Source organism: Oryzomicrobium sp., assembly GCF_036820405.1.
Classification (GTDB): Bacteria; Pseudomonadota; Gammaproteobacteria; order Burkholderiales; family Rhodocyclaceae; genus Oryzomicrobium.
Genome location: NZ_DAISLS010000008.1, coordinates 163,029 through 187,309, shown reverse-complemented (window position 1 = coordinate 187,309; position 24,281 = coordinate 163,029). Strand labels below are relative to the sequence as shown.

24 protein-coding genes are annotated in these 24,281 nt (G+C 68.7%); 17 read left to right on the top strand and 7 right to left on the bottom strand.

The annotated features are described in order from the left end of the window. The first annotated feature begins 153 nt into the window (after nt 1–153). From V7Z98_RS09510 to V7Z98_RS09460, 11 genes are all read left to right on the top strand, one after another. Nucleotides 154–630 carry a Fur family transcriptional regulator gene (locus V7Z98_RS09510; protein ID WP_334157780.1) on the top strand — a complete coding sequence of 159 codons (477 nt, stop codon included), beginning with the start codon at nt 154–156 and terminating at the stop codon, nt 628–630. Between the two features lie 112 nt (nt 631–742). Then, nucleotides 743–1,750, top strand: coding sequence for a CobW family GTP-binding protein (locus V7Z98_RS09505; protein ID WP_334157779.1), 1,008 nt, complete (start codon nt 743–745; stop codon nt 1,748–1,750). Next, nucleotides 1,747–2,883, top strand: a complete 1,137-nt coding sequence (locus tag V7Z98_RS09500; RefSeq protein ID WP_334157778.1) for a CobW family GTP-binding protein — start codon at nt 1,747–1,749, stop codon at nt 2,881–2,883. Before V7Z98_RS09505 ends, V7Z98_RS09500 begins: the two co-directional genes overlap by 4 nt. After that, nucleotides 2,880–4,379, top strand: coding sequence for a hypothetical protein (locus V7Z98_RS09495; protein ID WP_293263611.1), 1,500 nt, complete (start codon nt 2,880–2,882; stop codon nt 4,377–4,379). The genes V7Z98_RS09500 and V7Z98_RS09495 overlap by 4 nt, the downstream gene beginning before the upstream one ends. Before the next feature lie 14 nt (nt 4,380–4,393). After that, a complete protein-coding gene (locus V7Z98_RS09490) occupies nt 4,394–5,317 on the top strand; it encodes a metal ABC transporter substrate-binding protein (protein WP_334157777.1) in 924 nt (307 codons plus the stop codon). Then, on the top strand, nt 5,314–5,943 hold the full coding sequence (locus V7Z98_RS09485; RefSeq protein WP_334157776.1) for an ABC transporter ATP-binding protein: 630 nt from the start codon (nt 5,314–5,316) through the stop codon (nt 5,941–5,943). The genes V7Z98_RS09490 and V7Z98_RS09485 overlap by 4 nt, the downstream gene beginning before the upstream one ends. Beyond that, the gene (locus V7Z98_RS09480; RefSeq protein ID WP_334157775.1) at nt 5,940–6,761 is read left to right on the top strand and encodes a metal ABC transporter permease; all 822 of its coding nucleotides are present in this window, start codon (nt 5,940–5,942) and stop codon (nt 6,759–6,761) included. The genes V7Z98_RS09485 and V7Z98_RS09480 overlap by 4 nt, the downstream gene beginning before the upstream one ends. Nucleotides 6,762–7,001: 240 nt before the next feature. Then, the gene (locus tag V7Z98_RS09475) at nt 7,002–8,228 is read left to right on the top strand and encodes an STAS domain-containing protein (RefSeq protein WP_334157774.1); all 1,227 of its coding nucleotides are present in this window, start codon (nt 7,002–7,004) and stop codon (nt 8,226–8,228) included. Nucleotides 8,229–8,289: 61 nt separating this feature from the next. Further along, nucleotides 8,290–8,826: an ATP-dependent protease subunit HslV gene (hslV, locus tag V7Z98_RS09470; RefSeq protein WP_293263606.1), complete on the top strand. Its 537-nt coding sequence runs from the start codon at nt 8,290–8,292 to the stop codon at nt 8,824–8,826. Nucleotides 8,827–8,840: 14 nt separating this feature from the next. Next, a complete protein-coding gene (hslU, locus tag V7Z98_RS09465) occupies nt 8,841–10,190 on the top strand; it encodes an ATP-dependent protease ATPase subunit HslU (RefSeq protein ID WP_293263605.1) in 1,350 nt (449 codons plus the stop codon). Nucleotides 10,191–10,449: 259 nt separating this feature from the next. Continuing rightward, the gene (locus tag V7Z98_RS09460; protein WP_334157773.1) at nt 10,450–11,337 is read left to right on the top strand and encodes an AEC family transporter; all 888 of its coding nucleotides are present in this window, start codon (nt 10,450–10,452) and stop codon (nt 11,335–11,337) included. Between the two features lie 50 nt (nt 11,338–11,387). On the opposite strand, the gene V7Z98_RS09455 is transcribed toward V7Z98_RS09460, so the two are convergent. The 6 genes from V7Z98_RS09455 to V7Z98_RS09430 all read right to left on the bottom strand — a co-directional run bounded on the left by V7Z98_RS09455 (nt 11,388) and on the right by V7Z98_RS09430 (nt 16,256). Next, nucleotides 11,388–11,855 (bottom strand): RNA-binding S4 domain-containing protein, encoded by a 468-nt coding sequence (locus tag V7Z98_RS09455; protein ID WP_334157772.1) that lies wholly within the window; start codon nt 11,853–11,855, stop codon nt 11,388–11,390. Further along, nucleotides 11,852–12,496: a glutathione S-transferase family protein gene (locus V7Z98_RS09450; protein ID WP_334157771.1), complete on the bottom strand. Its 645-nt coding sequence runs from the start codon at nt 12,494–12,496 to the stop codon at nt 11,852–11,854. Before V7Z98_RS09450 ends, V7Z98_RS09455 begins: the two co-directional genes overlap by 4 nt. A 78-nt stretch (nt 12,497–12,574) precedes the next feature. Next, nucleotides 12,575–13,141 carry a response regulator transcription factor gene (locus V7Z98_RS09445; protein WP_293263602.1) on the bottom strand — a complete coding sequence of 189 codons (567 nt, stop codon included), beginning with the start codon at nt 13,139–13,141 and terminating at the stop codon, nt 12,575–12,577. Further along, complete coding sequence (locus tag V7Z98_RS09440; RefSeq protein WP_334157770.1) at nt 13,138–14,487, bottom strand: sensor histidine kinase; 1,350 nt, start codon at nt 14,485–14,487, stop codon at nt 13,138–13,140. The genes V7Z98_RS09445 and V7Z98_RS09440 overlap by 4 nt, the downstream gene beginning before the upstream one ends. A gap of 171 nt (nt 14,488–14,658) precedes the next feature. Next, entirely contained in the window at nt 14,659–15,933 is a 1,275-nt protein-coding gene (gene lysA, locus V7Z98_RS09435) for a diaminopimelate decarboxylase (protein ID WP_334157769.1), read from the bottom strand. Beyond that, on the bottom strand, nt 15,930–16,256 hold the full coding sequence (locus tag V7Z98_RS09430) for a lipoprotein (RefSeq protein ID WP_334157768.1): 327 nt from the start codon (nt 16,254–16,256) through the stop codon (nt 15,930–15,932). The genes lysA and V7Z98_RS09430 overlap by 4 nt, the downstream gene beginning before the upstream one ends. A 123-nt stretch (nt 16,257–16,379) precedes the next feature. On the opposite strand from V7Z98_RS09430, the gene cyaY reads away from it, so the two are divergent. Further along, entirely contained in the window at nt 16,380–16,706 is a 327-nt protein-coding gene (gene cyaY, locus V7Z98_RS09425) for an iron donor protein CyaY (protein WP_334157767.1), read from the top strand. Nucleotides 16,707–16,849: 143 nt separating this feature from the next. Here the strand turns inward: cyaY and V7Z98_RS09420 are convergent, their stop codons facing one another. Beyond that, the gene (locus tag V7Z98_RS09420) at nt 16,850–19,084 is read right to left on the bottom strand and encodes a penicillin-binding protein 1A (RefSeq protein ID WP_334157808.1); all 2,235 of its coding nucleotides are present in this window, start codon (nt 19,082–19,084) and stop codon (nt 16,850–16,852) included. Between the two features lie 239 nt (nt 19,085–19,323). Here V7Z98_RS09420 and V7Z98_RS09415 point away from each other — a divergent pair, with 239 nt between their 5' ends. From V7Z98_RS09415 to pilQ, 5 genes are read left to right on the top strand one after another with little or no spacing between them, the layout of a single operon-like run. Beyond that, nucleotides 19,324–20,403, top strand: a complete 1,080-nt coding sequence (locus V7Z98_RS09415; RefSeq protein WP_334157766.1) for a pilus assembly protein PilM — start codon at nt 19,324–19,326, stop codon at nt 20,401–20,403. After that, nucleotides 20,400–20,990, top strand: a complete 591-nt coding sequence (locus tag V7Z98_RS09410; RefSeq protein ID WP_334157765.1) for a PilN domain-containing protein — start codon at nt 20,400–20,402, stop codon at nt 20,988–20,990. Before V7Z98_RS09415 ends, V7Z98_RS09410 begins: the two co-directional genes overlap by 4 nt. Continuing rightward, nucleotides 20,987–21,646, top strand: a complete 660-nt coding sequence (locus V7Z98_RS09405) for a type 4a pilus biogenesis protein PilO (protein ID WP_291488188.1) — start codon at nt 20,987–20,989, stop codon at nt 21,644–21,646. Before V7Z98_RS09410 ends, V7Z98_RS09405 begins: the two co-directional genes overlap by 4 nt. Continuing rightward, nucleotides 21,643–22,194 carry a pilus assembly protein PilP gene (locus V7Z98_RS09400; RefSeq protein ID WP_334157764.1) on the top strand — a complete coding sequence of 184 codons (552 nt, stop codon included), beginning with the start codon at nt 21,643–21,645 and terminating at the stop codon, nt 22,192–22,194. Before V7Z98_RS09405 ends, V7Z98_RS09400 begins: the two co-directional genes overlap by 4 nt. Then, entirely contained in the window at nt 22,194–24,272 is a 2,079-nt protein-coding gene (pilQ, locus tag V7Z98_RS09395; RefSeq protein ID WP_334157763.1) for a type IV pilus secretin PilQ, read from the top strand. Before V7Z98_RS09400 ends, pilQ begins: the two co-directional genes overlap by 1 nt. Nucleotides 24,273–24,281: the final 9 nt, after the last annotated feature.

Sequence of the window (24,281 nt, the reverse complement as noted above, 5' to 3'; positions counted from 1 at the left end):
CATCGCCGAATGCCGCGCCATTGCTTGCTCTTCAGGATGGCATCGTGAAGATGCCCGTCCCTATTGGGGTTTGGCGCAGGGGTGCCGCCATGTTTTTATTCCATTTGTGCAACTCTGTTGCATTTGTGGTCGTGTAGCGTTTATCATGGCGCCATGGCTACTGCTCCGTCCCCCCTCCCTCCCTCTGCCGCTGACGCAGACGGCGCGGCCCCGGTGGCCTCTCCGGCGGCCGCCGCCCTGCGCGCCATCGGCGCCCGGGTCACCCCGGCCCGGGTGCGGGTGCTGACCCTGCTGCGCGAGGCGCCCACGCCCATGTCCCACCACGACGTGGAGACCGCCCTGGGGCCGGACGCCGGCGACCGGGTGACCCTCTACCGGGTGCTCGACTGGCTGGCCGAGGCCGGCCTGGCCACCCGCGGCGTGGACGCCACCCGGGTGACCCGCTACGCCGCCGCCCGGGACGGCAAGCACCAGAACCACCTGCACTTCCACTGCGACGACTGCGGCCAGGTGTATTGCCTCGACACCCCGCCGCCGCCGCCGCCGGAGCTGCCCGCCGGCTTCCAGTTGCAGCGCGCCGAGCTCGATCTGCACGGCCAGTGCGACCGCTGCAACAGCGGCAAGGCCTGACCGTGGCACCCCTGCCCCGCGCCGCCCGTCGGAGCGGCGCGGCCCGCTGCCGCCCGGGGGCCGCCGCCATGCTCCTCCCTTCGTTTGCCGCAACATCCGCCGGAGTCCGTCCGTGAGCCGCACCGCCCCCATTCCCGTCACCCTGCTCACCGGCTTTCTCGGCGCGGGCAAGACCACCCTGCTCAATCGCATCCTGACCGAACGCCACGGCGAGCGCATCGCCGTGATCGAGAACGAGTTCGGCGAGGTGGGCGTGGACAACGAGCTGCTGCTCGGCTCCGACGAGACCATCGTCGAGATGAACAACGGCTGCATCTGCTGCACCGTGCGCGGCGACCTGATCCGTATCCTCACCGACTTGGCGATCCGCCGCGAGGCCGGCCTGATCGACTTTGCCCGGGTGATCATCGAGACCACCGGCCTGGCCGACCCGGGGCCGGTGGCCCAGACCTTCTTCGCCGACGAGGACGTGGCGCGCTGCTACAAGCTCGACGCGGTGGTGACGGTGGTGGACGCGGTGCACGGCGCGGCCCAGCTCGACGCCCACGGCGAGGCCCGCGCCCAGGCCGGCTTTGCCGACCGGCTGCTGCTGTCCAAGACCGACCTGGCCGAGCCGGCGGCCCTGGCGGAGCTGACCGCCCGGCTGCGCGCCATCAACCCCCGGGCCCGGCTGATGGACGCCCCCTTCGGCAATGCCCCCCTGGACGCCCTGCTCGACGTGCGCGGCTTCGACCTGGACGCCATCCTGGAGGTGGCGCCGGATTTCCTCACCTCCCACCGCCATCACCACCAGGACGACATCAGTGCCTTCGTCTTCGAGGCCGAGCGGGATTTCGATGGGGCCCGCCTGGAGGACTTCCTGGGCGGCCTGGTGATGGTCTACGGCAACGACCTGCTGCGCTACAAGGGTGTGCTGGCCATGGATGGGCGGCCCGAGCGGATCGTCTTCCAGGGCGTGCACATGATGATGGGCGGCACCCCGGAAGGACTCTGGCCGGCGGGCCAGCCGCGCCGCTCGCGCTTCGTCTTCATCGGCCGCAACCTGCCCCGGGAACTGCTCGAACGGGGTCTGAACGGCTGCCTGCAAAAGCCGACCGCCGACGTTGAGGCTGGGCAATGAGCACGCCAGCCGCCGACCGGCGCATTCCGGTGACCCTGCTCACCGGCTTTCTCGGCGCCGGCAAGACCACTCTGCTCAACCGCCTGCTCAAGACTCCCGCCTTTGCCGGGGCGGCGGTGCTGATCAACGAGTTCGGCGAGGTCGGCGTCGATCACCACCTGGTCGAGAAGATCGACGAGAACCTGGTCCTGCTCGATTCCGGCTGCCTGTGCTGCACCGTGCGCGGCGACCTGGCCCGCAGCCTCAAGGACCTGTTCATGCGCGCCCTGCGCCGCCAGGTGCCGCCGATCACCCGGGTAATCATCGAAACCACCGGCCTGGCCGACCCGGCCCCGGTGATCTACACCCTGCTCGAAGACTTCTTCCTCGCCGAACGCTACCGCCTCGACGGCGTGCTCACCGCGGTCGATACCCTCAACGGCGCCGCCACCCTGGCGGCCCACCGGGAGGCGCTCAAGCAGGCGGCCATGGCCGACCGGCTGCTGCTGACCAAGTGCGACCTGGCCACGCCGGCCGAGCGCGCCGCCACCGAAGCGGCCCTGGCCGCCCTCAACCCGGGGGCGCCGCGCCTGGCCCTGGAGCCCGCCGGCCCCCTGGCGCCGGAGTCGTTCATCGACCTGGGCCTCTACGTACCCGCCGGCAAGCATCCGGATGTGGCCCGCTGGCTGGCCGATGAGGCGGTGCGCGCCGCCGCCCCCGGCCATGCCCACGTCCACGACGCCAACCGCCATTCGGACCAGGTGCGCGCTTTCGTCCTGCGCTTTACCGAGCCCCTGGCCTGGGGCGAGTTCGCCGAAGCCCTGGACGTGCTGCTCGGTACCTGCGGCGACCGCATCCTGCGCCTGAAGGGGCTGGTGGCGGTGCGCGGCGAGGACTCCCCCCGGGTGGTCCAGGCCGTCCAGCACCTGCGCTACCCGGAAACCCGGCTGCCGGCCTGGCCTGCTGATCCGGCCTACGCCGACCGGGCGACCCGGTTGGTGTTCATCGTGGACCGCCTGCCCCGGGAATACGTGGAAGGCGCCTTCCGCCTCTTCTGCGGCGCCCGGGACTGTTCCGAGCCTGGGGCCTCCGTGGCCCTGCCTGACTCCCCCGAACCGACAGACGTCACCCCAGCACACAAGGAGAACCCATGAACCATTCCCTGCGCAGCACCGCCCTGGCGCTGGCCTTGTCGACGGCGTTCCCGTTGCCGGCTTTGGCCGCCGACAAGGACGACCTGGCCGAGATCCGCGCCCAGCTGAAAGCCATGAAGGACGGCTACGAGAAACGCATCGCCGCCCTGGAGGCCCGCCTCCAGTCGGCCGAGACCCGCGCCGGCAAGGCCGAGACCGCAGCGGTGGCCGCCCAGGGCAGCGCCACCACGGCCCAGAACGCCGCCAGCGCCGCCGAAACCCGGGCCAGCGCCGCCGAAAACGTGGCCACGGCGGCCCAGGTCAGCGCCCAGGCCGCCAGCCAGCGCCCGGCCTCGGCCTCGGCGTTCAACCCGGAAATCTCCCTGATCCTCACCGGTACCTACGTCAACACCTCCCAGAACCCGGACCGGCCCTACCGTATCCAGGGCTTCGTGCCGACCCTGGGCGAGGCCATGCCGACGGCGCGCAGCTTCAACCTGGGCGAGTCGGAGCTGGCCATCTCGGCCAACGTGGACCATCTGTTCCGCGGCACCCTGCGCGCCTCCCTGGCGCCGGACAACACGGTGGGGGTGGAAGAAGCCAGCATCCAGACCCTGGGGCTGGGCCAGGGCTTCAACATCAAGGCCGGCCGTTTCCTCTCCGGCGTCGGCTACCTGAACGAGCAGCACCCCCACGAGTGGGACTTCGCCGACGCGCCCCTGCCCTACCAGGCCTTCTTCGGCTTCAACCTGGGCATGGACGGGGTCCAGGCGCGCTGGCTGGCGCCCACCGAGACCTTCTTCGAGATCGGCGCCGAGGCCGCCCGGGCGCGCAGCTTCCCGTCCCGGGACGAGAGCCGCAACAAGAACGGCTTCATGTCCGGCGCCCTGTTCGCCCACCTGGGCGGCGACGTGGGCGCGTCCCACAGCTGGAAGACCGGCCTGTCCTACTTCCAGACCAAGCCCAACGGGCGGACCTACGACGATCCCCTGGCCAGCGGCGTGACCCAGACCTTCACCGGCACGAGCAAGACCTGGATCGCCGACTTCGTCTGGAAATGGGCGCCCCAGGGCAACCCCCAGTACCGCAACTTCAAGTTCCAGGGCGAATACTTCCGCCGCACCGAGAACGGCGCCTTCGGCTACGACGACAGCGGTGCCGGCGGCCCGGTGGGGGCGGTGGACGGCGGCTACCGCTCCACCCAGTCCGGCTGGTACGCCCAGGCGGTCTACCAGTTCATGCCCACTTGGCGGGTGGGCATGCGCCACGACCGCCTGAGTTCCGGCAACGCCCAGATCGGCGTGGTCCAGGAGGGCCTGGTGCCGATGGCGGCGATGCCCTATTTGGAGTCCTACAATCCCCGGCGCAACTCGGTGATGGTGGACTGGAGCCCCTCCGAGTTCTCTCGGGTGCGCCTGCAATACAACCGGGACCAGTCCCGCCCCGACATGACCGACAACGTGGTCTGGCTGCAATACATCATGAGCCTGGGCACCCACGGCGCCCACAAGTTCTGACCGGAGAAGCACCGATGAAATCCTTCAAGCACGCCCTGGCGGGGGCCCTGTCCGCCGCCGCGTTCGCCCTGCTCCTCGGCGCCGCACCGGCATCGGCCGCCGTCCAGGTGTTCGCCACCGTTCCCGAATGGGCCGCCCTGGCCAAGGAGGTGGGGGGCGCCGAGGTGAACGTCTACCAGGCCACCACCGCCATGCAGGACCCCCACCGGGTGGACGCCAAGCCCAGCCTGATCGCCGCCGCCCGGCGCGCCCAGCTGGTGGTGGCCACCGGAGCCGAGCTGGAAATCGGCTGGCTGCCGGTGGTGCTGCGCGAATCCGGCAACAGCCGCATCCAGGTGGGCCAGCCCGGCTACCTGGAAGCCGCCAACCTGGTGACCCGGCTGGAAATCCCCGCCCGCCTCGACCGGGCCGACGGGGACGTGCACCCCGCCGGCAACCCCCACATCCAGCTCGACCCGCGCAACATCCTCAAGGTGGCGGAAGGCCTGGCCCAGCGTCTGACCGACATAGATCCGGCCAAGGCGGGCACCTACCGGGCCAACCTGGACGGCTTTCGCGCCCGCTGGAAAGCCGCCATGGCCCGCTGGGAGCAGGACGGCGCCAGCCTCAAGGGCACCCGGGTGTGGGTCCAGCACAAGGCCTTCGCCTACCTCACCGCCTGGCTGGGCATGACCGAGGTGGGGGCCCTGGAGCCCAAGCCCGGGGTCGAGCCCACCAGCGCCTCCCTGGCCGACGTGCTGGCCCGCCAGCAGGCCACCCCGGCGCGCATGGTGATCCGCGCCGCCTACCAGAACGATGGGCCATCGAAGTGGGTGGCCGAGCGGGCCAAGATCCCCGCCGTGGTGCTGCCCTTCACCGTGGGGGGCGACGCCGAGGCCAAGGACCTGTTCGGCCTGTTCGACGACACCCTGGCCCGCCTCAAGACGGCCCTCAAATGAGTGGAGCGCAGGCCCCTTCCCTGGCGCCCGACGCTGTCCTGGGTGGCGCGCTGCTGCGCGGCGACGCCCTGGTGGCCGGTTACGACCGGCCTGTGGTGGGGCCGGTGTCGTTCACCGTCGCCGCCGGCGAAGTGGTGGGAATGGCCGGGCCCAACGGCTGCGGCAAGAGCACCCTGCTGCGCGCCCTGGTGGGTGCCGCCCGCCTGTTCGGCGGCCGTCTGGAGCGTGCCCCTGGCCTGGCAGTGTCGATCCAGAACCAGCAGCAACCGCCCCTGGACGGCGTGCCCCTGACCGGCCGCGAACTGCTTGCCCTCACCGGCGCCAGCCCGTCTGGGCTGCCGCCGTGGCTGGAGCACCGCCTCGACGAGCGGCTCGACCGCCTGTCCGGCGGCCAGCGCCAGTACCTGTCCCTGTGGGCCAGCCTGGGCAGTGACGCCGCCCTGGTGATCCTCGACGAGCCGACCAACAACCTGGACCCGGCCGGGGTCGCCCACCTGGCCGAGGCACTGTGCACCCAGGCCGCCGCCGGCCGGGCCTTCCTGGTGGTCAGCCACGACGCCGACTTCCTGGCCTGCGCCTGCCAGCGCCGGGTGGCCGTGGTGCCGCGCACGGGGGATGGGGCATGACCTTGCAGACCGAGTTGCTGTTCGATCCCCTGTTCCTCACCCCCTTTCTCACCGGGCTGCCCTACGCCCTGCTGCTGCCCCTGCTCGGCGCCTACCTGCGCCTCAAGGACGAGTGGCTGGCGGCCCTGGCCCTGGCCCAGACCGCCGCCGCCGGCGCCCTGGTGGTGCTGGCCCTGGCCTGGCCGCCGGCCGTGGGCGGGCTGCTCGGCGCCCTGGTGGCGGCCGCCGGCAAGCACGGCGCCGAGGGCCTTGCGCCGGCCCTGCGCGGTGCCGCCTATGCTCTGCTGCTGCTGTTCGGCTGGGGCGTGGCGGTCCTGCTGGTAGCCAATCTGCCGGTGGCCGAGCGCCTCGGCCATGCTCTGCTGGACGGCCAGCTGTACTTCACCGGCACCGCCGAACTGCTCACCGCCCTGGCGGTGCTGGCGGTGGCCACCCTCGGCGTGGCCTTCCTGTCCCGGGCCCTGCTCACCGCCCATTTCTTCCCCGACCACTTCCGCGCCCGGGGCCGTTCCGCCTCCCGCGCCCACCTGCTGTTCGACCTGCTGGTGGCGGCGGCCCTGGGCTTCGCCACCATGAGTGTCGGGGTGATGGCTGCCTTCGCCCTGGTGTTCGTGCCGCCCTTCCTGGCCTTCCACCGGGCCGGCAGCTGGCGGCGCGGGCTGGTCTACGCCATGGGCTGCGGCCTGGGGGGCTACGTGGCGGCCTTCGCCCTGGCCCTGCTGCTCGACCAGCCCTTCGGCGCCGTGCTTTCCCTGGTACTGGCGGCCCTGGCTCTGCTGGGGGTGCTGCGCGCCTCGACGGGGCGTTCGGGCGCCTGAACCGGGCGGTCCGACGACGGTCGAACGACCGTCCGTCGCCGGGCGAGCGTTGCTGTGCAACATTGCCCGGGGGGCGGCCTTGTGCTAAAACCTTCTTCCCCGCCCGGGTTTCCGCCGCCGTCCTGACAGCGGAAATGCAACCGGCGGCCTACATTCGCCTCCGGCGAGCCCCTGATTCCCGTTCCCATGGTTTTCTCGCTGTTCAAAAAGCCAAAACCTTCGGATGACGAGCCGAAGACGGTGCCGCGGCCCCGCGCCGCCGTGCCGCCGCCAGCCTCGCCGCGCCCTGCGTCCGCCGAGGCGGAGCGGCTGGGAGCGCTGTCGGTGCCGCCCCTCGATTTCCCCACCGGCAGCCAGGGCACCCAGTCCCGGGGCGCCGCCACGGCGCCGGCCCTGGACGCCTCCACCGAATTTCCCGACGACGACCTGGGGGCCCTGGATTTCGCCGGCCTGGAAGTCTCCGACGTGGGCATCCAGCTGGAGCACGAGGCGAGCCCGCTCCAGGGGCTGCTCGAACAGGTGGCCATGCTCTACGCCAACGGTGCCGACACCCAGGTGGCGGCGATCCTCGCCGAGGCCCGGGAGCAGCATCGCCAGGGCGCCTTGGCCGAGCGGCTGTGGCTGATGCAGCTCGACCTGTGCCAGGTGCTCAACCAGCGCGCCGAGTTCGACCAACTGGCCCTGGCCTTCGCTAACGCCTTCGAGAAGTCGCCGCCCACCTGGCAGATCCAGCCGGATGCCTGTCCCGCGCCGGCGGCGCCCCGGGGCGCCCTCCAGTTCAAGGGGGCCCTGGAAGCCGGCAACGACGAGGGCTTTGCCGCCCTGTCCCGCGCCCTGGAACAGGGGCGGCCGGGGGCATCCCTGGCCTGGGATTTCGCCAAGGTCACCCTGATCGACCCGGAAGGTTGTGCCCGCCTGGCGGCCTGTTTCGACCAGGCGCGGCAGCGCCGTATCGGCATCGCCCTGTCGGGCATCGACGGCCTCATGTCCCGGCTGCTGCCTCGCTGCGAGGCGGGCAAGCCCGAGGCCGAGGGCTGTTGGCTGCTGCTGCTCAACCTCTTGGCCTTGAGCGGAGATACCGCCGGCTTCGAGGAAAAGGCGGTGGATTATGCTGTCACCTTCGAGGTGTCGCCTCCCGCCTGGGAGCCGGTCAAGGCCGTGGTCACGGCGGTGCCCGAGCGTGCCGCCCCGGCCGGCGACGACGCCTTCTGTCTTTCCGGCCAGCTGGCCGGCGAGCGCTTTGCCGGGCTGGCCGACTTTGCCGCCCTGCGCAATCCGGTGACCATCGACCTGAGCCGGGTCGCGCGCATGGACTTCTCCAGCGCCGGCGCCCTGCTCAACGCCCTCACCCCCCTCAAGACCGCCGGCAAGACCGTGGTGATCCGCGGCGCCAACCAACTGGTGGCGGAGCTGCTCACCCTGGTCGGGGTCAGCGCGGTCGCCCAGGTCCTTTCCCCCAAGCGCTAGGCGGGGCCTTCCCGCCTGCGACGGCGCCGGCAGGCGCCCCTTCGTCCTTTTCGGAGCCATCATGGAGCAATACCACGGCACGACCATCGTCTCGGTGCGCCGGGGCAACACCGTCGCCCTGGGCGGCGACGGCCAGGTGACCCTCGGCCACATCGTCGTCAAGAGCACCGCGCGCAAGGTGCGCAAGCTTTACCAGGATCGCATCCTGGCCGGTTTTGCCGGCGCCACGGCAGACGCCTTCACCCTGTTCGAGCGCTTCGAGGCCAAGCTGGAGAAGCACCAGGGCCATTTGATCCGCGCCGCCGTCGACCTGACCAAGGATTGGCGCACCGACCGGGTGCTGCGCCGGCTGGAAGCCATGCTGGCCATCGCCGACCGGGAACATTCCCTGATCATCACCGGCAACGGCGACGTGCTCGAACCCGAGCACGGCCTGGTGGCCATCGGCTCCGGCGGCGCCTACGCCCAGGCGGCGGCCCTGGCCCTGCTGCACAACACCGAACTGCCGCCCGAGGAGATGGTGCGCAAGTCCCTGGAGATCGCCGGGGACATCTGCATCTACACCAACCGCAACTTCACCATCGAGACCCTGGATTAAGGGAGACGCCGCCCATGAGTACCATGACTCCCGCCGAGATCGTCAGCGAGCTGGACAAGCACATCGTCGGCCAGAACGCCGCCAAGAAGGCCGTGGCCATCGCCCTGCGCAACCGCTGGCGGCGCGCCCAGGTGGCCGAGCCGCTGCGCCAGGAGATCACCCCCAAGAACATCCTGATGATCGGCCCCACCGGCGTGGGCAAGACCGAGATCGCCCGGCGCCTGGCCCGGCTGGCCAACGCCCCGTTCATCAAGATCGAGGCCACCAAGTTCACCGAGGTGGGCTATGTGGGCCGGGACGTGGACACCATCATCCGCGACCTGATGGAGATCGCCATCAAGAACGGGCGCGAATCGGCCATGAAGCAGGTGCGGGTGCGCGCCGAGGATGCCGCCGAGGAGCGGGTGCTCGACGCCCTGCTGCCGCCGGCCCGGGGCAGCGGCGGCGCCGGCTTCCTCGCCCATGAGGGCGAGGCGGCACCCCAGGATTCGGCCACCCGGCAGAAATTCCGCAAGATGCTGCGCGAGGGCAGCCTGGACGACAAGGAAATCGAGATCGAGGTGGCCCTGCCCGGCATGCAGGCGGAGATCTTCGCCCCGCCGGGGATGGAAGAACTGACCAGCCAAATCCAGGGCATGTTCCAGAACCTGGGCGGCGGCAAGAAGAAGACCCGCAAGCTGAAGATTCCCGAGGCCCTCAAGCTGCTCACCGACGAGGAGGCGGCCAAGCTGGTCAACGACGAGGAGGTGAAGCTCGACGCCCTGAAGAACGTGGAGCAGAACGGCATCGTCTTTCTCGACGAGATCGACAAGATCGCCAGCCGCTCGGAGGCCCAGGGGGCCGACGTGTCGCGCCAGGGTGTGCAGCGCGACCTGTTGCCGCTGGTGGAAGGCACCACCGTTTCCACCAAGTACGGCATGGTCAAGACCGACCACATCCTGTTCATCGCCTCCGGCGCCTTCCACCTGGCCAAGCCGTCGGACCTGATCCCGGAATTGCAGGGACGCTTCCCGATCCGGGTCGAACTGGGCTCCCTGTCGGTGGCCGACTTCGAGTGCATCCTGACCCAGACCGACGCCTGCCTGACACGCCAGTACGAGGCCCTGCTCGCCACCGAGGGGGTGGGCCTGGAATTCACCCCGGACGGCATCAAGCGCATGGCCGAGATCGCCTGCCAGGTGAACGAGAAGACCGAGAACATCGGCGCCCGCCGCCTGCACACGGTGATGGAGCGGCTGCTCGAAGAAGTCAGCTTCGACGCCGGCAAGCCGGGCCTGACCAAGGTGGTGATCGACGCCCCCTTCGTCGAGGAGCGCTTGGGCAACCTGGCCGGCAACGAGGACCTGTCGCGCTACGTGCTGTAAGGCGGAACGGCCGGGGGCTTCTCCGGCCGTTGGCCTAAAGTCTAGTATCCACGCCACTCTTCAGGCATGACCGCCGGAGAGTGGCGTTTTTATTGGCTCTTGGCGGTAGATGCCTGGAGATCGGCCACTGGCGCGGGGTTTGGCAGGGCTGGGTAAAAAACACCGGAAAAAACCTTAGCAGGCTACCATTCCTCCTGGCCCCGCCGCGCCCACGCGACGGTCGGCGCCGACAACAACGATAAAACGGAGACATCCCCCCATGCTGATGCGCATCGTCGCCATCGTCTTTCCCGTGTTCGCGGTGATCGCCGCCGGCTGGTGGTACGGCCGGCGCAAGAAGCCGGACATGACCTTCGCCAACCACCTCAACATGGACGTGTTCGTCCCCGCCCTGGTGTTTGCCGCCATGGCCGACAAGTCCTTCGACCTGGTGGCCAACTGGGGCCTGGCGGTGGGCGCCCTGGTGGGGGTGGCCGGTTCCGGCGCGGCGGCGCTGCTGATCGCCCGCTCCTCCGGCGTGGCGGCCAAGACCCTGGTGCCCACCTGGATGTTCAACAACTGCGGCAATCTGGGCCTGCCCCTGGCGGTGCTGGCTTTCGGCGAGCAGGCCCTGGCCCCGGCGGTGGTGCTGTTCCTCGTGTCCAACCTGCTGCACTTTTCCTTCGGTGCCTGGTACCTGGACCACCACACCCGCCTCGCCAACCTGTGGAAGATCCCCACGGTGATTGCCAGTGTCGCCGGGGTGGCGGTCAGCCTGACCCACTTCCCGGTGTGGGCGCCCCTCAAGATCGCCATCAAGATGCTCGGCGACGTGTCGATTCCACTATTGCTGTTTTCCCTCGGGGTGCGCCTGGCCAGCTCCAGCCTGTCGTCGATCCCCCTGGGCGTGGCCAGCGCCGTGGGCCGGCCCCTGGTGGGCCTGGCCCTGGCCTTCGCCACCATCTGGGCCCTGGGGCTGGAAGGCCAGCAGCGGGCGCTCCTGATCATGTTCGGCGCCCTGCCGCCGGCGGTGCTCAACTACGTGTTCGCCGAGCGCTATCACCAGGAGCCGGACAAGGTGGCCTCGATGGTGATGATCGGCAACCTAGCGGCCCTGGGCTTCATTCCCCTGGCCTTGACCCTGGCCTTGCCGGGGACGAGCTTCTAGCGGCGCCCTCCCGGCCGGACGGCCCGGGGGTTGGGCTTGGGAGCGCTGCTTCAGCGGAAGCGGTCGATCTGGCGCCGGTCGCGCTTGGTGGGGCGGCCCTTCAGCCCCTCGCCGGGAGCCGGGGCAAGGCGGCGCAGTTCGCTGGCGGTATGGCGCTTGTCCCGGGACGCGGCGCTTTCCTCGTACAAGACCCGGGCATCCGGGGCCGGGCGGCGCAGGGGATTCACCGCCCGTACCGTGACCGTGTAGCGCTGCTCCCCGGCCAATATCTCCAGCTCATCGCCGGCCTTCACCTCCCGGGCCGCCTTGGCCGGCCCGCCGTTCCAGCGCACCTTGCCGCCGTCGATGGCGGTGGCGGCGGCGCTGCGGGTCTTGAAGAAGCGTGCCGCCCACAGCCACTTGTCGAGGCGCAGGCGTCCGGCCGGGTCGGCCCCGGGCACCTGATCCAGGGGCGTCACCGGCGGCTCGGCCTCGCAGTCTGCGGCGGCGGGATCGGTCATCGCTGCGTGTTCGCTCATTTGGCCAGCAGGGCCTTCAGTTCGTCCTTCTCGGCGGCCAGTACCCGCTGCACCGCCGGACGGGCCAGCATGCGCTGGTGCCAGGCGGCCAGGCGCGGGAAGGCGGACAGGTCGAGCCGCCAGCGCTGGGGCCAGTGCCAGAAGGGCAGCAGGTAGGCATCCACCAGGGAGTAGTGCTCGCCGAGCAGCCAGGGCTTGTCGCCCAGGCGCTGCTCGGCCACCGCCAGGGCCGCCAGGTAGCGTTCGCTGCCGGCGGCCTTGATGTCCGCTTCCCGGGTCGGGTCGGCGAGGAACTTGGCCGGCTTCCACACCGGGCCGGAGGCGGCGTGCAGGCTGTAGCCGATGAAGCTCATCCATTCCGCCGCCCGGGCGCGGGCCAGGGGCGAGGTGGGCAGCAGGTCGGCCCCCGGGTGGGTGTCGGCCAGCCAGGTGAGGATGGCGGCGGCTTCACTCAACAGCTGGCCGTCGGGCAGGGCCAGGGCGGGAATCTGGCCGGCCGGGTTGATGGCCTGGAATTCGGCGGACTGGGCCTCGCCGCGGATCAGGTCCACGGCCACGCGGCGATGGGCCAGGCCCAGTTCTTCCAGGGCGACGAACACGGCCTGGGAGCAGGCGCCGGGGAAATGGTAGAAGGTCAGCATGGGCGGTGTCTCCGGTCGTTGTTGTAGGAAAAGACCGGAGTCTAGCAGCGCCGCAGGCGGGAGGCTTGGTGCGCCCGCCTACTCGCGTACCGGGCGCTTGGCCAGTTTGCGTTGCAGGGTGCGGCGGTGCATCTTCAGCGCCCGGGCGGTGGCCGAGATGTTGTTGTCGTGGTCGGCCAGCACCTTCTGGATATGCTCCCACTCCAGCCGGTCCACCGACAGGGGGTTGTCGGCCACCGGGATCGAGGCGTCGCCGCCGCTACGCGCCAGGGCCGCCACCACCTCGTCGGCGTTGGCCGGTTTGGCCAGGTAGTGGGTGGCGCCGAGCTTGATCGCCTCCACCGCCGTGGCGATGCTGGCGTAGCCGGTGAGCACCACGATGCGGGTGTCGGCCCCCAGGGCGTGCAGCCGTTCCACCAGGGTCAGGCCGGAATCGCCGGGCAGCTTCAGATCCACCACCGCGTATTCCGGCGGCTCCTGGGCGGCCAGGGCGTAGCCCGATTCGGCGTCCTCGGCCACGCTCACGGCGAAGCCGCGCCGCTCCAGGGCGCGGCCCAGGGTGCGGCGGAACACCTCGTCGTCGTCCACCAGCAGCAGGGTGGGGGCGTCGGTATCGGCGGAGGGGAGGGGCGGCGTGTCGGTCATGGCGTGTCGGGGGTGGCAGGGCCGGGGCCCAGGCGGATGAGGGGCAGGTCGATGCGGGTCAGGGTGCCGGGGCCGTCGTCCCGGGGCACCAGGCTGACCTGGCCGCCGAGGCGCTCCACCGCGGCGTTGGCGAGGAAGTAGCCGATGCCCAGGCCGTCGCGCTTGCTGGAGGCCACCGGCGCGCCCAGGCGCTGGCCCAGGGCGCCGGGGCCGGGGCCCCGGTCGGCGATCGACAGGATCAGCCGGTCGCCGTCGATGCGGCCGGTGAAACGCAGGGGCTCGCCCCCTTCCGGCGTGGCGTCGGCGGCGTTGTCGAGCAGGTTGAGCAGGGCGTTCTCCAGGGCCCGTTCCGGGGCCACCGGCGCGGTGCCGGCGCCGGACAGGTCGCACACCAGCCGGGCCCGAGGGCGGATCACTTGCCATTCGTCGGCCAGGGCGGCGAGCCAGTCCGCCACCGGCAAGGGCGTCCGGGCCGGCTCGGCAGCGGCGGCGATTTCCTTGAGGATGGTCTTGCAGCGGCCCACCTGGTCTTCGAGCAAGGCCAGTTCGTCCTGGAGCTCGGCATCGTCGGGCCGCTCGCGCCGCAACTCGTGAAGGGTCACCGCCAGGGTGGAGAGGGGCGTGCCCAGCTTGTGGGCGCTGCCGGCGGCGAGGGTGGCGATGCCGATCAGGTGCTCGTGGCGCAGAGCCTGTTCCCGGGCCTCGGCCAGAGCCTGTTCCCGCTCGCGCAGGGCCCGGGCCAGGCGGGTGACGAAGATACCCACCACCGTGGCGCTGGCCACGAAGTTGAACCACATGCCCACCACATGCAGGCCGAAGCCGCTGTGTACGTGCTCGCTACCCTCCGCCGGGGCGAACAGGGCGTCCAGGGGCGAAAGGTCGAGACGGGGCGTGGGCAGGGGATGGTAGACCACCATCAGCAGGGAATAGGCCCCCAGGGTGAGGGCGGCCATGGCCGCCACGTAAGGGGCCGACAGGGAGGCGGCCACCAGGGTCAGGGGCACCAGCAGCATCGAGACGAAGGGGTTGGCCGAACCGCCGGCGCAGTAGAGCAGTACCGCCAGCACCGCCACGTCCACGGCCAACTGGGCCAGCACCAGCTTTTCGCCGGCGGCGGCATCCCGCCCGGCCAGGCTGCGCAACTGGCGGCGCAGCACCAGGTTGGCCAGGGGCAGGACGCCGATGGCCGAGAGCATGACCGGCAGGGGCAGGGGCATGCCCAGCCCCAGGGTGGCGGCGAGGAGTACCGCCAGCTGGCTGGCCACCTCGAAGCGGCGCAGCGGCACGAGGCGGTGCAGCAGGGCGGTGGGTGTGCCTGGGGCTGCGGGCGAGGTGGATGTGGGCACGGGCAGGGTAGGGAGCAACGGGGAACGGTCCGATTCTAGCCGGAGCAAGGCGGAATCAGGAGGCGGGGGCCTGCGGCATTCGGTCACGCCGTAAGGTCGGCCGGGCGTAGACGGCAAACCGGCGCGGGCCTGGGCAGGCGACGCGCCGGTTTGTCGGGGAGGCGTGGGGCCTCAGGGCAGCAGGGCTTCCCCGGCGTACAGCTCGGCCACGGTCTCGCGGCGGCGCACCAGGTGGGCCTGGCTGCCGTCCACCATCACTTCGGCGGCCCGGGGGCGGGTGTTGTAGTTGGAGCTCATGGCCATGCCGTAGGCGCCGGCCGATTGCAGCGCCAGGCGGTCGCCCGAGGCCAGGGCCAGTTGCCGGTCGTGGCCGAGGAAGTCGCCGGTTTCGCACACCGGGCCGACGATCTCGTAGGTGCGCGCCTGGGCGTCGCTGCGCTCGACCACCGGCACGATCTCGTGCCAGGCGTCGTAGAGGGCCGGGCGGGCCAGGTCGTTCATGGCCGCATCGACAATGGCGAAGCTCTTGGCGGCGTTGGGCTTGAGGAATTCCACGGTGGTCAGCAGCAGGCCGGCGTTGCCCACCAGGCGGCGGCCCGGCTCCATGACCACCGACAGGCCGCGGCCGGCCAGTTTGTCGAGCAGCGGGTTCAGGTAGTCGCGCACTTTGGGTTCTGTGTCGTCGGCCTGGTAGCGGATGCCCAGGCCGCCGCCGATGTCCACGTGGTGCAGGGCGATGCCCCGGGCAGCCAGCCGGTCCACCAGGCCGAGGATCTTGTCCAGGGCTTCGACGAAGGGCGAGGGATCGAGGATCTGGGAGCCGATGTGGCAGTCGATGCCGGTTACCGCGATGTGCGGCAGGGTGGCGGCGCGGGCATAGAGGGCCTCGGCCTCGTCGAAGGCCACGCCGAACTTGTTCTCCTTGAGGCCGGTGGAGATGTAGGGGTGGGTCTTGGGGTCCACGTCCGGGTTCACCCGCAGGCTGATCGGGGCGCGCTGGCCCAGCTCGCCGGCCACCGCGTTGAGGCGGTCCAGCTCGGGGGCGGATTCGACGTTGAAGCAGCGGATGCCGGCCTCCAGGGCTTGGCGCATCTCGGCGGCGGTCTTGCCCACACCGGAGAACACCACCTTGGCCGGGTCGCCGCCGGCAGCCAGCACCCGGGCCAGTTCGCCGCCGGAGACGATGTCGAAGCCCGCGCCCAGACGGGCGAAGACGTTGAGGATGGCCAGGTTGGAGTTGGCCTTGACCGCGTAGCAGACCAGGGCGCCTTGGCCGGCCGGGTGGGCGGCCAGGGCGTCGGCGTATTCCCGGTAGGCCCGGGTCAGGGCGGCGCGGGAATAGACGTAGCAGGGGGTGCCGTACTGATCGGCCAGGGCGTCCAGGGCGACGCCTTCGAGATGCAGGCGGCCGTCGATGCGGGTGAGTTCGGGGGCGAGCAGGGTCATGGCTTGGATGGGGTGGAGGTGCTGGTGGCACCGGTGGCGGGGGCGCTGGGTTGGCCCGTGCTAACATCCGGCGACGCCGGGGTTGCCGTCGTGCCTTGCGGCGCCGGCTTGGCCGTGGCGGCGGGCGGCTGGACGCCGACGCCGACTACCGGCACGATCGGCACATGCCCGGGCGTCAGGCCCTGGCCCGGCGGTAGGGTGAGCGGCCCCTTGGTGCCGCAGCCCGCCAGGATAAGGCCAAGGCCGAGGACGGCGGGAACGGCCAGGGTGAGCGCCCGGGGTGCCCGCGTGGTGCCGGAAGAGTGCCGTGGATGTTTGATCATGGGCGAGAAAAGGCTGAAAGCAGGCTGGGAGCGGCGCTGCTGCGGCGTTCCCGCCGCGATGTCAGTAATGTCAGCATGGACGCGCCGCAGCGCCCGAAAAATGGACAAGGATGGTAGCACAGCATGAATGATGCCGAATTCAACGCCCTGGCCGACGCCACCCTGGCGCGCCTGGAGGCCGCCCTGGAGGCGGCGGTGGATGCGGGAGCCGACTTCGATTTCGAACTGGCCCCCGGGGGCATCCTGGAGGTGGAGTTCGACGATGGTGGCAAGATCGTGGTGAACCGCCACGGTGTGGCCCGGGAAATCTGGGTGGCGGCCCGCTCCGGCGGCTTCCACTTCCGCGCCGAGGACGGTGTGTGGAAGGACACCCGGGACGGCGTGGAACTGTTCGAGCGCCTGGGGGCCCTGATCGCGACTCACGGTGGGGCGCCGGTGCGGTTGCGCTGAGGCTGGCGACACTTCGCGCGACGCTCAACACACAAGAAAACGGCCCTGGCGAAGGGCGGCGCACGCAGGTTGCGGCGCCCTTCGCCAGGGCCGTTTGCCGTATGGAGCCACCCGGCGCGGGCGGCTCCAGAGCCGGCGCCGGGTCAGTCTACCGGCTTGGCGCCGTCATCCTTCGGTTCCGGCGGAATCTGGGCCGGGACGTTCTCGTTGTAGAAGAACTCCTTCACCGTGCCGCCGCGCCGCTCGTTGACCACGTCCACCGCCGTCAGCCCCTCGGGGGTGGGCCGGGTTTCCTCGGGTACGTCGCGCAGGGCCCGGGACATGTAGCCGATCCACACCGGCAGAGCGGCGGCGCCGCCGGTTTCGCCGATGCGCTTGGGCTGGTCGTAGCCGATCCAGGTGCAGGCGGTGGTGCTCATCTGGTAGCCGCAGAACCAGGCGTCCACGTAGTCGTTGGTGGTGCCGGTCTTGCCCGCCAGGTCGCGCCGCTTGAGCTGGACGCTGGCCTTGGCGGCGGTGCCGTAGATGGTCACGTCGCGCAGCATCGAATCCATCAGGTAGGCGTTGCGTGCGTCGATGGCGCGGATGTTCTCGTCGCCGGCCTGCACCGGTTCGGCCTGGGCCAGCAGTTGGCCGCGCTCGTCGCGGATTTCCTTCACCACGTAGGGGCGGATGCGGTAGCCGCCGTTGGCGAACACGGCGTAGGCCGACACCATCTGCCAGGGGGTCACCGAGCCGGCGCCCAGGGCCATGGTCAGGTAGGGCGGGTGCTTGTCGGCGTCGAAGCCGAAGCGGGTGACGTAGTCCTGGGCATAGTGGGTGCCGATGGCCTGGAGGATGCGGATCGACACCAGGTTCTTCGACTTGGCCAGGGCGGTGCGCATGCGCATCGGGCCCTCGTACTTGCCGTCGTAGTTCTTCGGTTCCCAGGCGGTGCTGCCGGTTTGCGAGGCCGGGATGGTGAGGGGCTCGTCGTTGATCACCGAGGCCGGGGTAAAGCCCTTTTCCAGAGCCGCCGAGTAGATGAAGGGCTTGAAGCTGGAACCGGGCTGGCGCCAAGCCTGGGTGACGTGGTTGTACTTGTTGCGGTTGAAGTCGAAGCCGCCGATCAGCGCCTGGATGGCGCCGTCCTTGGGCGAGACGGCGACGAAGGCCGCTTCCACCTCGGGCAACTGGGCGATCTGCCAGCCGCCCTTGTCGGCCTTGGCCAGGCGCACCAGGGCACCGCGGCGCAGGCGCTTGTTGGGGGGCGCCTTCTCGTCGAGCATGCGCTGGGCGAACTTGATGGCATCGCCGGTGAGGGTGAGGATTTCGCCGCCGCGCTTGTACACCTTGATCTGCTTGGCGTCGGCGGCCAGCACCACGGCGGCGGCCAGGTCGTCGCTGTCCGGGTGGTCGGCGAGGAATTCGTCGAAGGCCTCGTCGTTGTCGCCGCTCACGTCCTTCATGTCCATGAAGGCCTCGGCGCCCCGGTAGCCGTGGCGCCGGTCGTAGTCGAGCACACCGCGGCGCAGGGCGTTATAGGCGGCTTCCTGGTCGGCGGTGTTGAGGGTGGTGATGACCTTGTAACCCCGGGTATAGACATCGTCGGGGAAGCGCTCGGCCACCATCTGGCGGGCCATTTCGGTGACGTACTCGGCGTGCACCGCGAAGGCGTTGGCGTCGCGCTTGACCACCAGCGGTTGTTCCAGGGCTTCCTGCTGCTGCTTGTCGGTGATGAAGCCGAGTTCGTGCATGCGGCGCAGCACGTACTGCTGGCGCAGCCGGGCACGCTTGGGGTTGGCCACCGGGTTGTAGGCGGAGGGCGCCTTGGGCAGGCCGGCGAGCATGGCCGCCTCGGCCACCGTCAAGTCCTTGATGGGCTTGCCGTAATAGATCTGGGCGGCGGAAGCGAAGCCGTAGGCGCGCTGGCCCAGGTAGATCTGGTTGATGTACAGCTCGAGAATCTGGTCCTTGCTCAGGCTGTGCTCGATCTTGAACGAGAGCAGGGCCTCGTAGAGCTTGCGGGTGAGGGTCTTTTCCGACGACAGGTAGAAGTTGCGCGCCACCTGCATGGTGATGGTGGAGGCGCCCTGGCGCTTGCCGCCGGAGGTCAGGTTGGCCACCGCGGCGCGCAGGATGCCCAGGGTGTCGATCCCGCCGTGCTGGTAGAAGCGTTCGTCCTCGGCGGAGAGGATGGCCTGCTTCATGACCGCTGGCACGTCCTGGATGCGCACCACGGCGCGCCGTTCTTCGCCGAATTCGCCGATCAGCTGGCCGTCGGCGCTGTAGATGCGCAGGGGGATCTTCGGCCGGTAGTCGGTTAGGGCCTCCAGGGAGGGCAGGTTGGGATAGGCCATGGTGACGACGATGCCCACCAGGGCGGCGCCCACCACCATCAGGCTGACGATGAGGAGCAGCGGGTACAGAATCCAGCGCGAGACGTTTGACACGATGAGAATGGTTCCAGTGAGGTGGGGCAATTATACGGAGGCAGCCGTTAAGCCAAAAATCGCTTTACACCTCCATGCCTTGTTGCTAGCATTTGACGTAAATTATTTGTATCAGCTGCAAGCGGTTAATTTTTAAAGAAAATTTTTGAAATAGTTTCCTAAGAAACATTTCAGGGGGAATCGGTTTGCGGCTCGACCTCTCTCTATTCAGCCCCAAGGCGCAGCCCTTGGTGGGCCTGGATATCAGTTCCTCCGCCGTGAAAATGGTGGAGCTGTCCGCTTTGGGCAAGAGCGACTTCCGCGTCGAACGCTATGCCATCGAGCCTCTGCCCAAGGATGCAGTGGCCGATGGCAACGTGGTCAATCTCGACGCCGTCTCGGATGCCGTCAAGAAAGCCTGGCGGCGCCTCAACTCCACCGCCCGCAACGTGGCCATGGCCCTGCCGGCGGCGGCGGTGATCACCAAGAAGATCATCGTTCCGGCCGGCCAGCGCGAAGAAGAACTCGAAGTCCTGGTGGAGTCCGAGGCCAACCAGTACATTCCCTTCGCCCTCGAAGAGGTGAACCTGGACTTCCAGGTCATCGGCGAGGCGCCGTCGTCGCCGGACGAGGTCGAAGTGCTGATCGCTGCCTCGCGCAAGGAAAAGGTTGAGGACCGGGTGGCCGTGGCCGAGAGCGCCGGGCTCAAGCCGGTGGTGATGGACGTGGAATCCTACGCCACCCTGGCGGCTTTTTCCTTCGTCGAGCGCCAGTTGTCCGACGGCGGGCAGAACCAGATCATCGCCCTGGTGGACGTGGGGGCCAACGTCACCAATCTCACGGTGCTGCGCAACGGCCAGCCGGTATATACCCGGGAACAGGCCTTCGGCGGCAGCCAGCTGACCCAGGACATTTCCCGCCACTACGGCATGCCCCTCGACGAGGCGGAGTCGGCCAAGCGCGCCGGCACCCTGCCCGACGACTACGAGGGCGAGTTGCTGCGACCCTTCGTCGAGAACCTGGCCCTGGAAGTGTCCCGGGCCCTGCAATTCTTCTTCACCTCGACCCAGTACAGCCAGGTGCACCAGGTCGTCCTGGCCGGCGGCTGTGCCGTGATTCCGGGCATCGACGAGGCGGTGGCTGCTCGCACCCAGGTCAATACCCAGGTCGCCAATCCCTTTGCCGGCATGCCGGTGTCGGACAAGGTGCGGGCCAAGAACCTGGCCAACGACGCCCCCGCCCTGCTGGTGGCCTGCGGCCTGGCGATGCGGAGGTTCGACGCATGATCCGGATCAACCTGCTCCCCCACCGGGAAGCCAAGCGCAAGGCGCGGCGCCAGCAGTTCTACAGCCTGGCCGGTTTGGCCGCGGCCCTGGCCGTGGTCATCATCGTCTTGGTGTTCTCCGTGATCTCCGGCTACATCTCCTCGCAGGAAGAGGAGAACGCCTTCCTCAAGCAGGAGGTCGCCACCCTCGACAAGCAGATCGAGCAGATCAAGCGCCTCAAGGAGCAGACCCAGGCCCTGCTGGCGCGCAAGCAGGTGATCGAATCCCTGCAACTCGACCGGGCCGAGCCGGTGCTGCTGCTCTCCGAGCTGGCCAAGCAGGTGCCGGATGGGGTCTATCTCAAGCTGATGAAGCAGGAAGGGCAGAAAGTCACCCTGGGGGGCTATGCCCAGTCCAACGCCCGGGTGTCCACCCTGATGCGCAACCTCGAGGCATCGCCCTGGCTGGAGCGTCCGGCGCTGATCGAGATCAAGGCGGTGGATGTCAACAAACGGCGCCTTTCCGAGTTCAGCATGACGGTATTCATCACCCGCCCCGATGCCAATGCTTCGGATGCCAAGCTGGTGGCGGCGAAGGACAAGCCATGACCTCGTTCGAGCTTCCCAAGATCGACGTCCAGGACCTCGCGGCCCAGTTCCGCAACCTGAACCCCAACGACCCCGGTGCCTGGCCTCTGGTGCCGCGGGTGGCGGTGCTGGTGGGTATTTTCATCGCCCTGCTGGTGGCCGGCTGGTGGTTCGTCTGGTCGGATCAGCTGACCGAACTCGACGGTAAGCGGCAGGAACTGGATAAGCTCAAGCAGGAATACCTGGACAAGAAGAAGCAGTCGGTGAACCTGGAGCTCTACACCCAGCAACTCAGCGAGATCGACCGTTCCTTCGGCGCCATGCTCAAGCAGTTGCCCAACAAGGCCGAGGTGGAGTCGCTACTGGTCGAAGTGAACCAGGCCGGCCTGGGGCGTGGGCTGCAATTCGAGCTGTTCAAGCCGGGCAGCGAAGCCCTGAAGGATTTCTATGCCGAGCTGCCGATCCAACTCAAGCTGATCGGCAATTACCACGACTTCGGCGCTTTTGCCGCCGACATCGCCAAGCTGCCGCGCATCGTCACCCTGAGCAACATGAGCATCACGCCCCAGCCGAAGGATGGCGGGCTGGTCCTGGACGCTACGGCGCGGACCTTCCGTTACCTGGACGATAACGAGGTGGCGGCCCAGAAGAAGGCGGCCAAGGGAGCCAAGAAATGAGCCGCATGCCGACTTGGCCGGCCGCCTGCGCCGTGCTCGGCGCCCTCGTCCTGGCGGCAGGGTGCTCCAACAACCACGACGACCTGAAGGCCTGGATGGCAGAAAGCGGCAAGGATCTGCGCGGTCGGGTGCCGCCGCTGCCGGCGGTGAAGCCCTACGAGCCGGCGACCTACGATCCGGGCGGTACCCTCGACCCCTTCCGCGTTGCCAAGCTGGAGCCGGAAGGTCGCAAGGGCTCGGGGCCGAGCAAGTTCTCCCCGGACTTCGAGGCCCGGGATGCGCGCAACAACGAATTGGAGCGGGTGCCCCTCGAATCGCTGCGCATGATCGGCTACCTGAAGATCGGCAAGACGCCCTACGCCGTCGTCCAGTTCGACCAGAAGATCAAGCAGGTGCGGATCGGCGACTACGTGGGCCAGGACTTTGGCATCGTGACGGAAATCAAGGAAAGCGAAGTGGCTGTGCGGGAGCTCGTCCAGGACTCCACGGGAGACTGGGTGGAGCGGAGCAACACGCTCTTGCTGCAGGATACGAGGGAGGGGAAATAATGATTCGCAAGTGGCTAAGAGTGCTGGTTGCCGCCGCCGCGGTGCTGCTGGCACCCGCTGCGGGCGCGGCGGACGGGCAGAACCGGATCGAGTCGTTCAACGTCACCCAGCAGGGGGGCGAAGTCCTGATGAAGCTGACCTTCCGCGAGCCCCTGGCGGCTCCTCCGGTCGGTTTCGCCGTGGCCAACCCGGCACGCATCGCCCTCGACCTGCAAGGAGTCGCCAATGGTCTGGGGCGCAATTCCCAGGTGCTCAACGAGGGTGACCTGCTGAGCGTCAATTTGGTGGAAACCCCGGCCAAGACCCGGCTGGTGCTCAACCTCAACCAGTCGATGACCTATCAGACCCGGCTGGATGGCAACGCGTTATTGGTAAGCCTGCGACCGATCGCCCGCGGCGCCGCTGCGGTGGGCCAGACCCGTTTCACCGAAGCCCGGGCGACCGACGCCAGGCATGCGGTGCGCGATATCAACTTCCGTCGTGGCAAGGATGGTGAGGGGCGCGTGGTGGTGGATCTGTCCGATCCGGACGTGGGTATCGACATCCGGCAGCAGGGTACGGGCTTGGTGGTGGAAATCCAGAAGGCGAGTCTGCCCGAATCCCTGCGCACCCGTTTTGACGTGACCGACTTTGGCACGCCGGTGACGGCGGTGACTGCAACCCAGAAGGGTGACAACGTCCTGCTCACCATCACGCCCCGTGGCCTGTGGGAGCACAACGCCTATCAGGCGGAAAGCCAGTTCGTCGTCGAGGTCAAACAGATCGTCGAAAACCCGAACAAGCTGGTGCAAGGAAGCAAGCTTGGTTATCAGGGGCCCAAGGTTTCGATCAGCTACCACAATGGCGACGTACGCCAGTTGCTGCGGGTGATGGCCGAGGAACTGGGGCTCAACGCCGTGATCAGTGAAACGGTGACGGGCACCACCACCCTGGTGCTCAAGGATGTACCGGCGGACCAGGTGCTGGACATCATCTTCCAGCAGAAGGGGCTGGACATGCGGCGCAACGGCAACGTCATCCTGATTGCACCGCAGGACGAGATCTCCACCCGGGAGAAGCTCAACCTGGAGGCTAGGCAGCAGATCGGCGACCTGGAAACGATCAACCAGGAGAGCTACCAGCTCAACTACGCCAAGGCTTCTGAAGTACTCAAGCTGTTGACCGACCACCTGTCGAAGAAGGGCAAGGTTTCCTACGATCCGCGCACCAACATCCTGTTCGTCAGCGATACGCCGTCCCGCCAGGAGGAAGTGCGTCGGTTGATCGCCACAGTGGACAAGCCGGTGCGCCAGGTGATGATCGAGGCCAAGATCGTCGAAGCCCAGGACACCTTCAACCGTAGCCTCGGTGCACGGCTGGGATTCGGCACGCAGCAGAAGTTGCCCGGTGGGCCGAACATCATCACCGGCGGCAACCTCAACCAGACCGCCTACTTCGCCAACCAGACGACGACCCAACCGACCCTGGGCAAGGACTTCAACGTGAACCTGCCGGCATCCAACATCGGCGGTTCGGCGGCGGGGGCATTGTCCTTCGTGCTCTACAATTCCAATGCGTCTCGTTTCCTCGATCTGGAAATTTCCGCCCTCGAGGCCGATGGTCGGGGCAAGGTGATCTCCAGTCCCCGGGTCGTCACGGCCAACCAGGTTGAGGCCCTGATTGAACAGGGGGTAGAAATCCCCTACCAGCAGGCCACCAGTTCCGGGGCGACGTCGATCAGCTTCCGTAAGGCCAACCTGTCGCTCAAGGTGAAGCCGCAAATCACGCCGGACGGCCGCATCACCCTGTCGGTGGACGTGAACAAGGACACCCCGAATACCACCATCACGACCGGTGCCGGTGTGGCCATCGACACCAAGCACGTTAAGACCGAAGTGCTGGTGGAAAACGGCGGGACGGTGGTGATCGGCGGTATCTATCAGCAAACCATCCTGAACAGCACCACCCGCATCCCCTTCTTCGGCGATCTGCCCCTGATCGGGTTCCTGTTCCGCCACGAGGACAAGCAGGACAACAAGACGGAACTGCTGGTCTTCATCACGCCCAAGATCATCAGCGAATCCCTGACCTTGCGCTGAGCGCGGGCC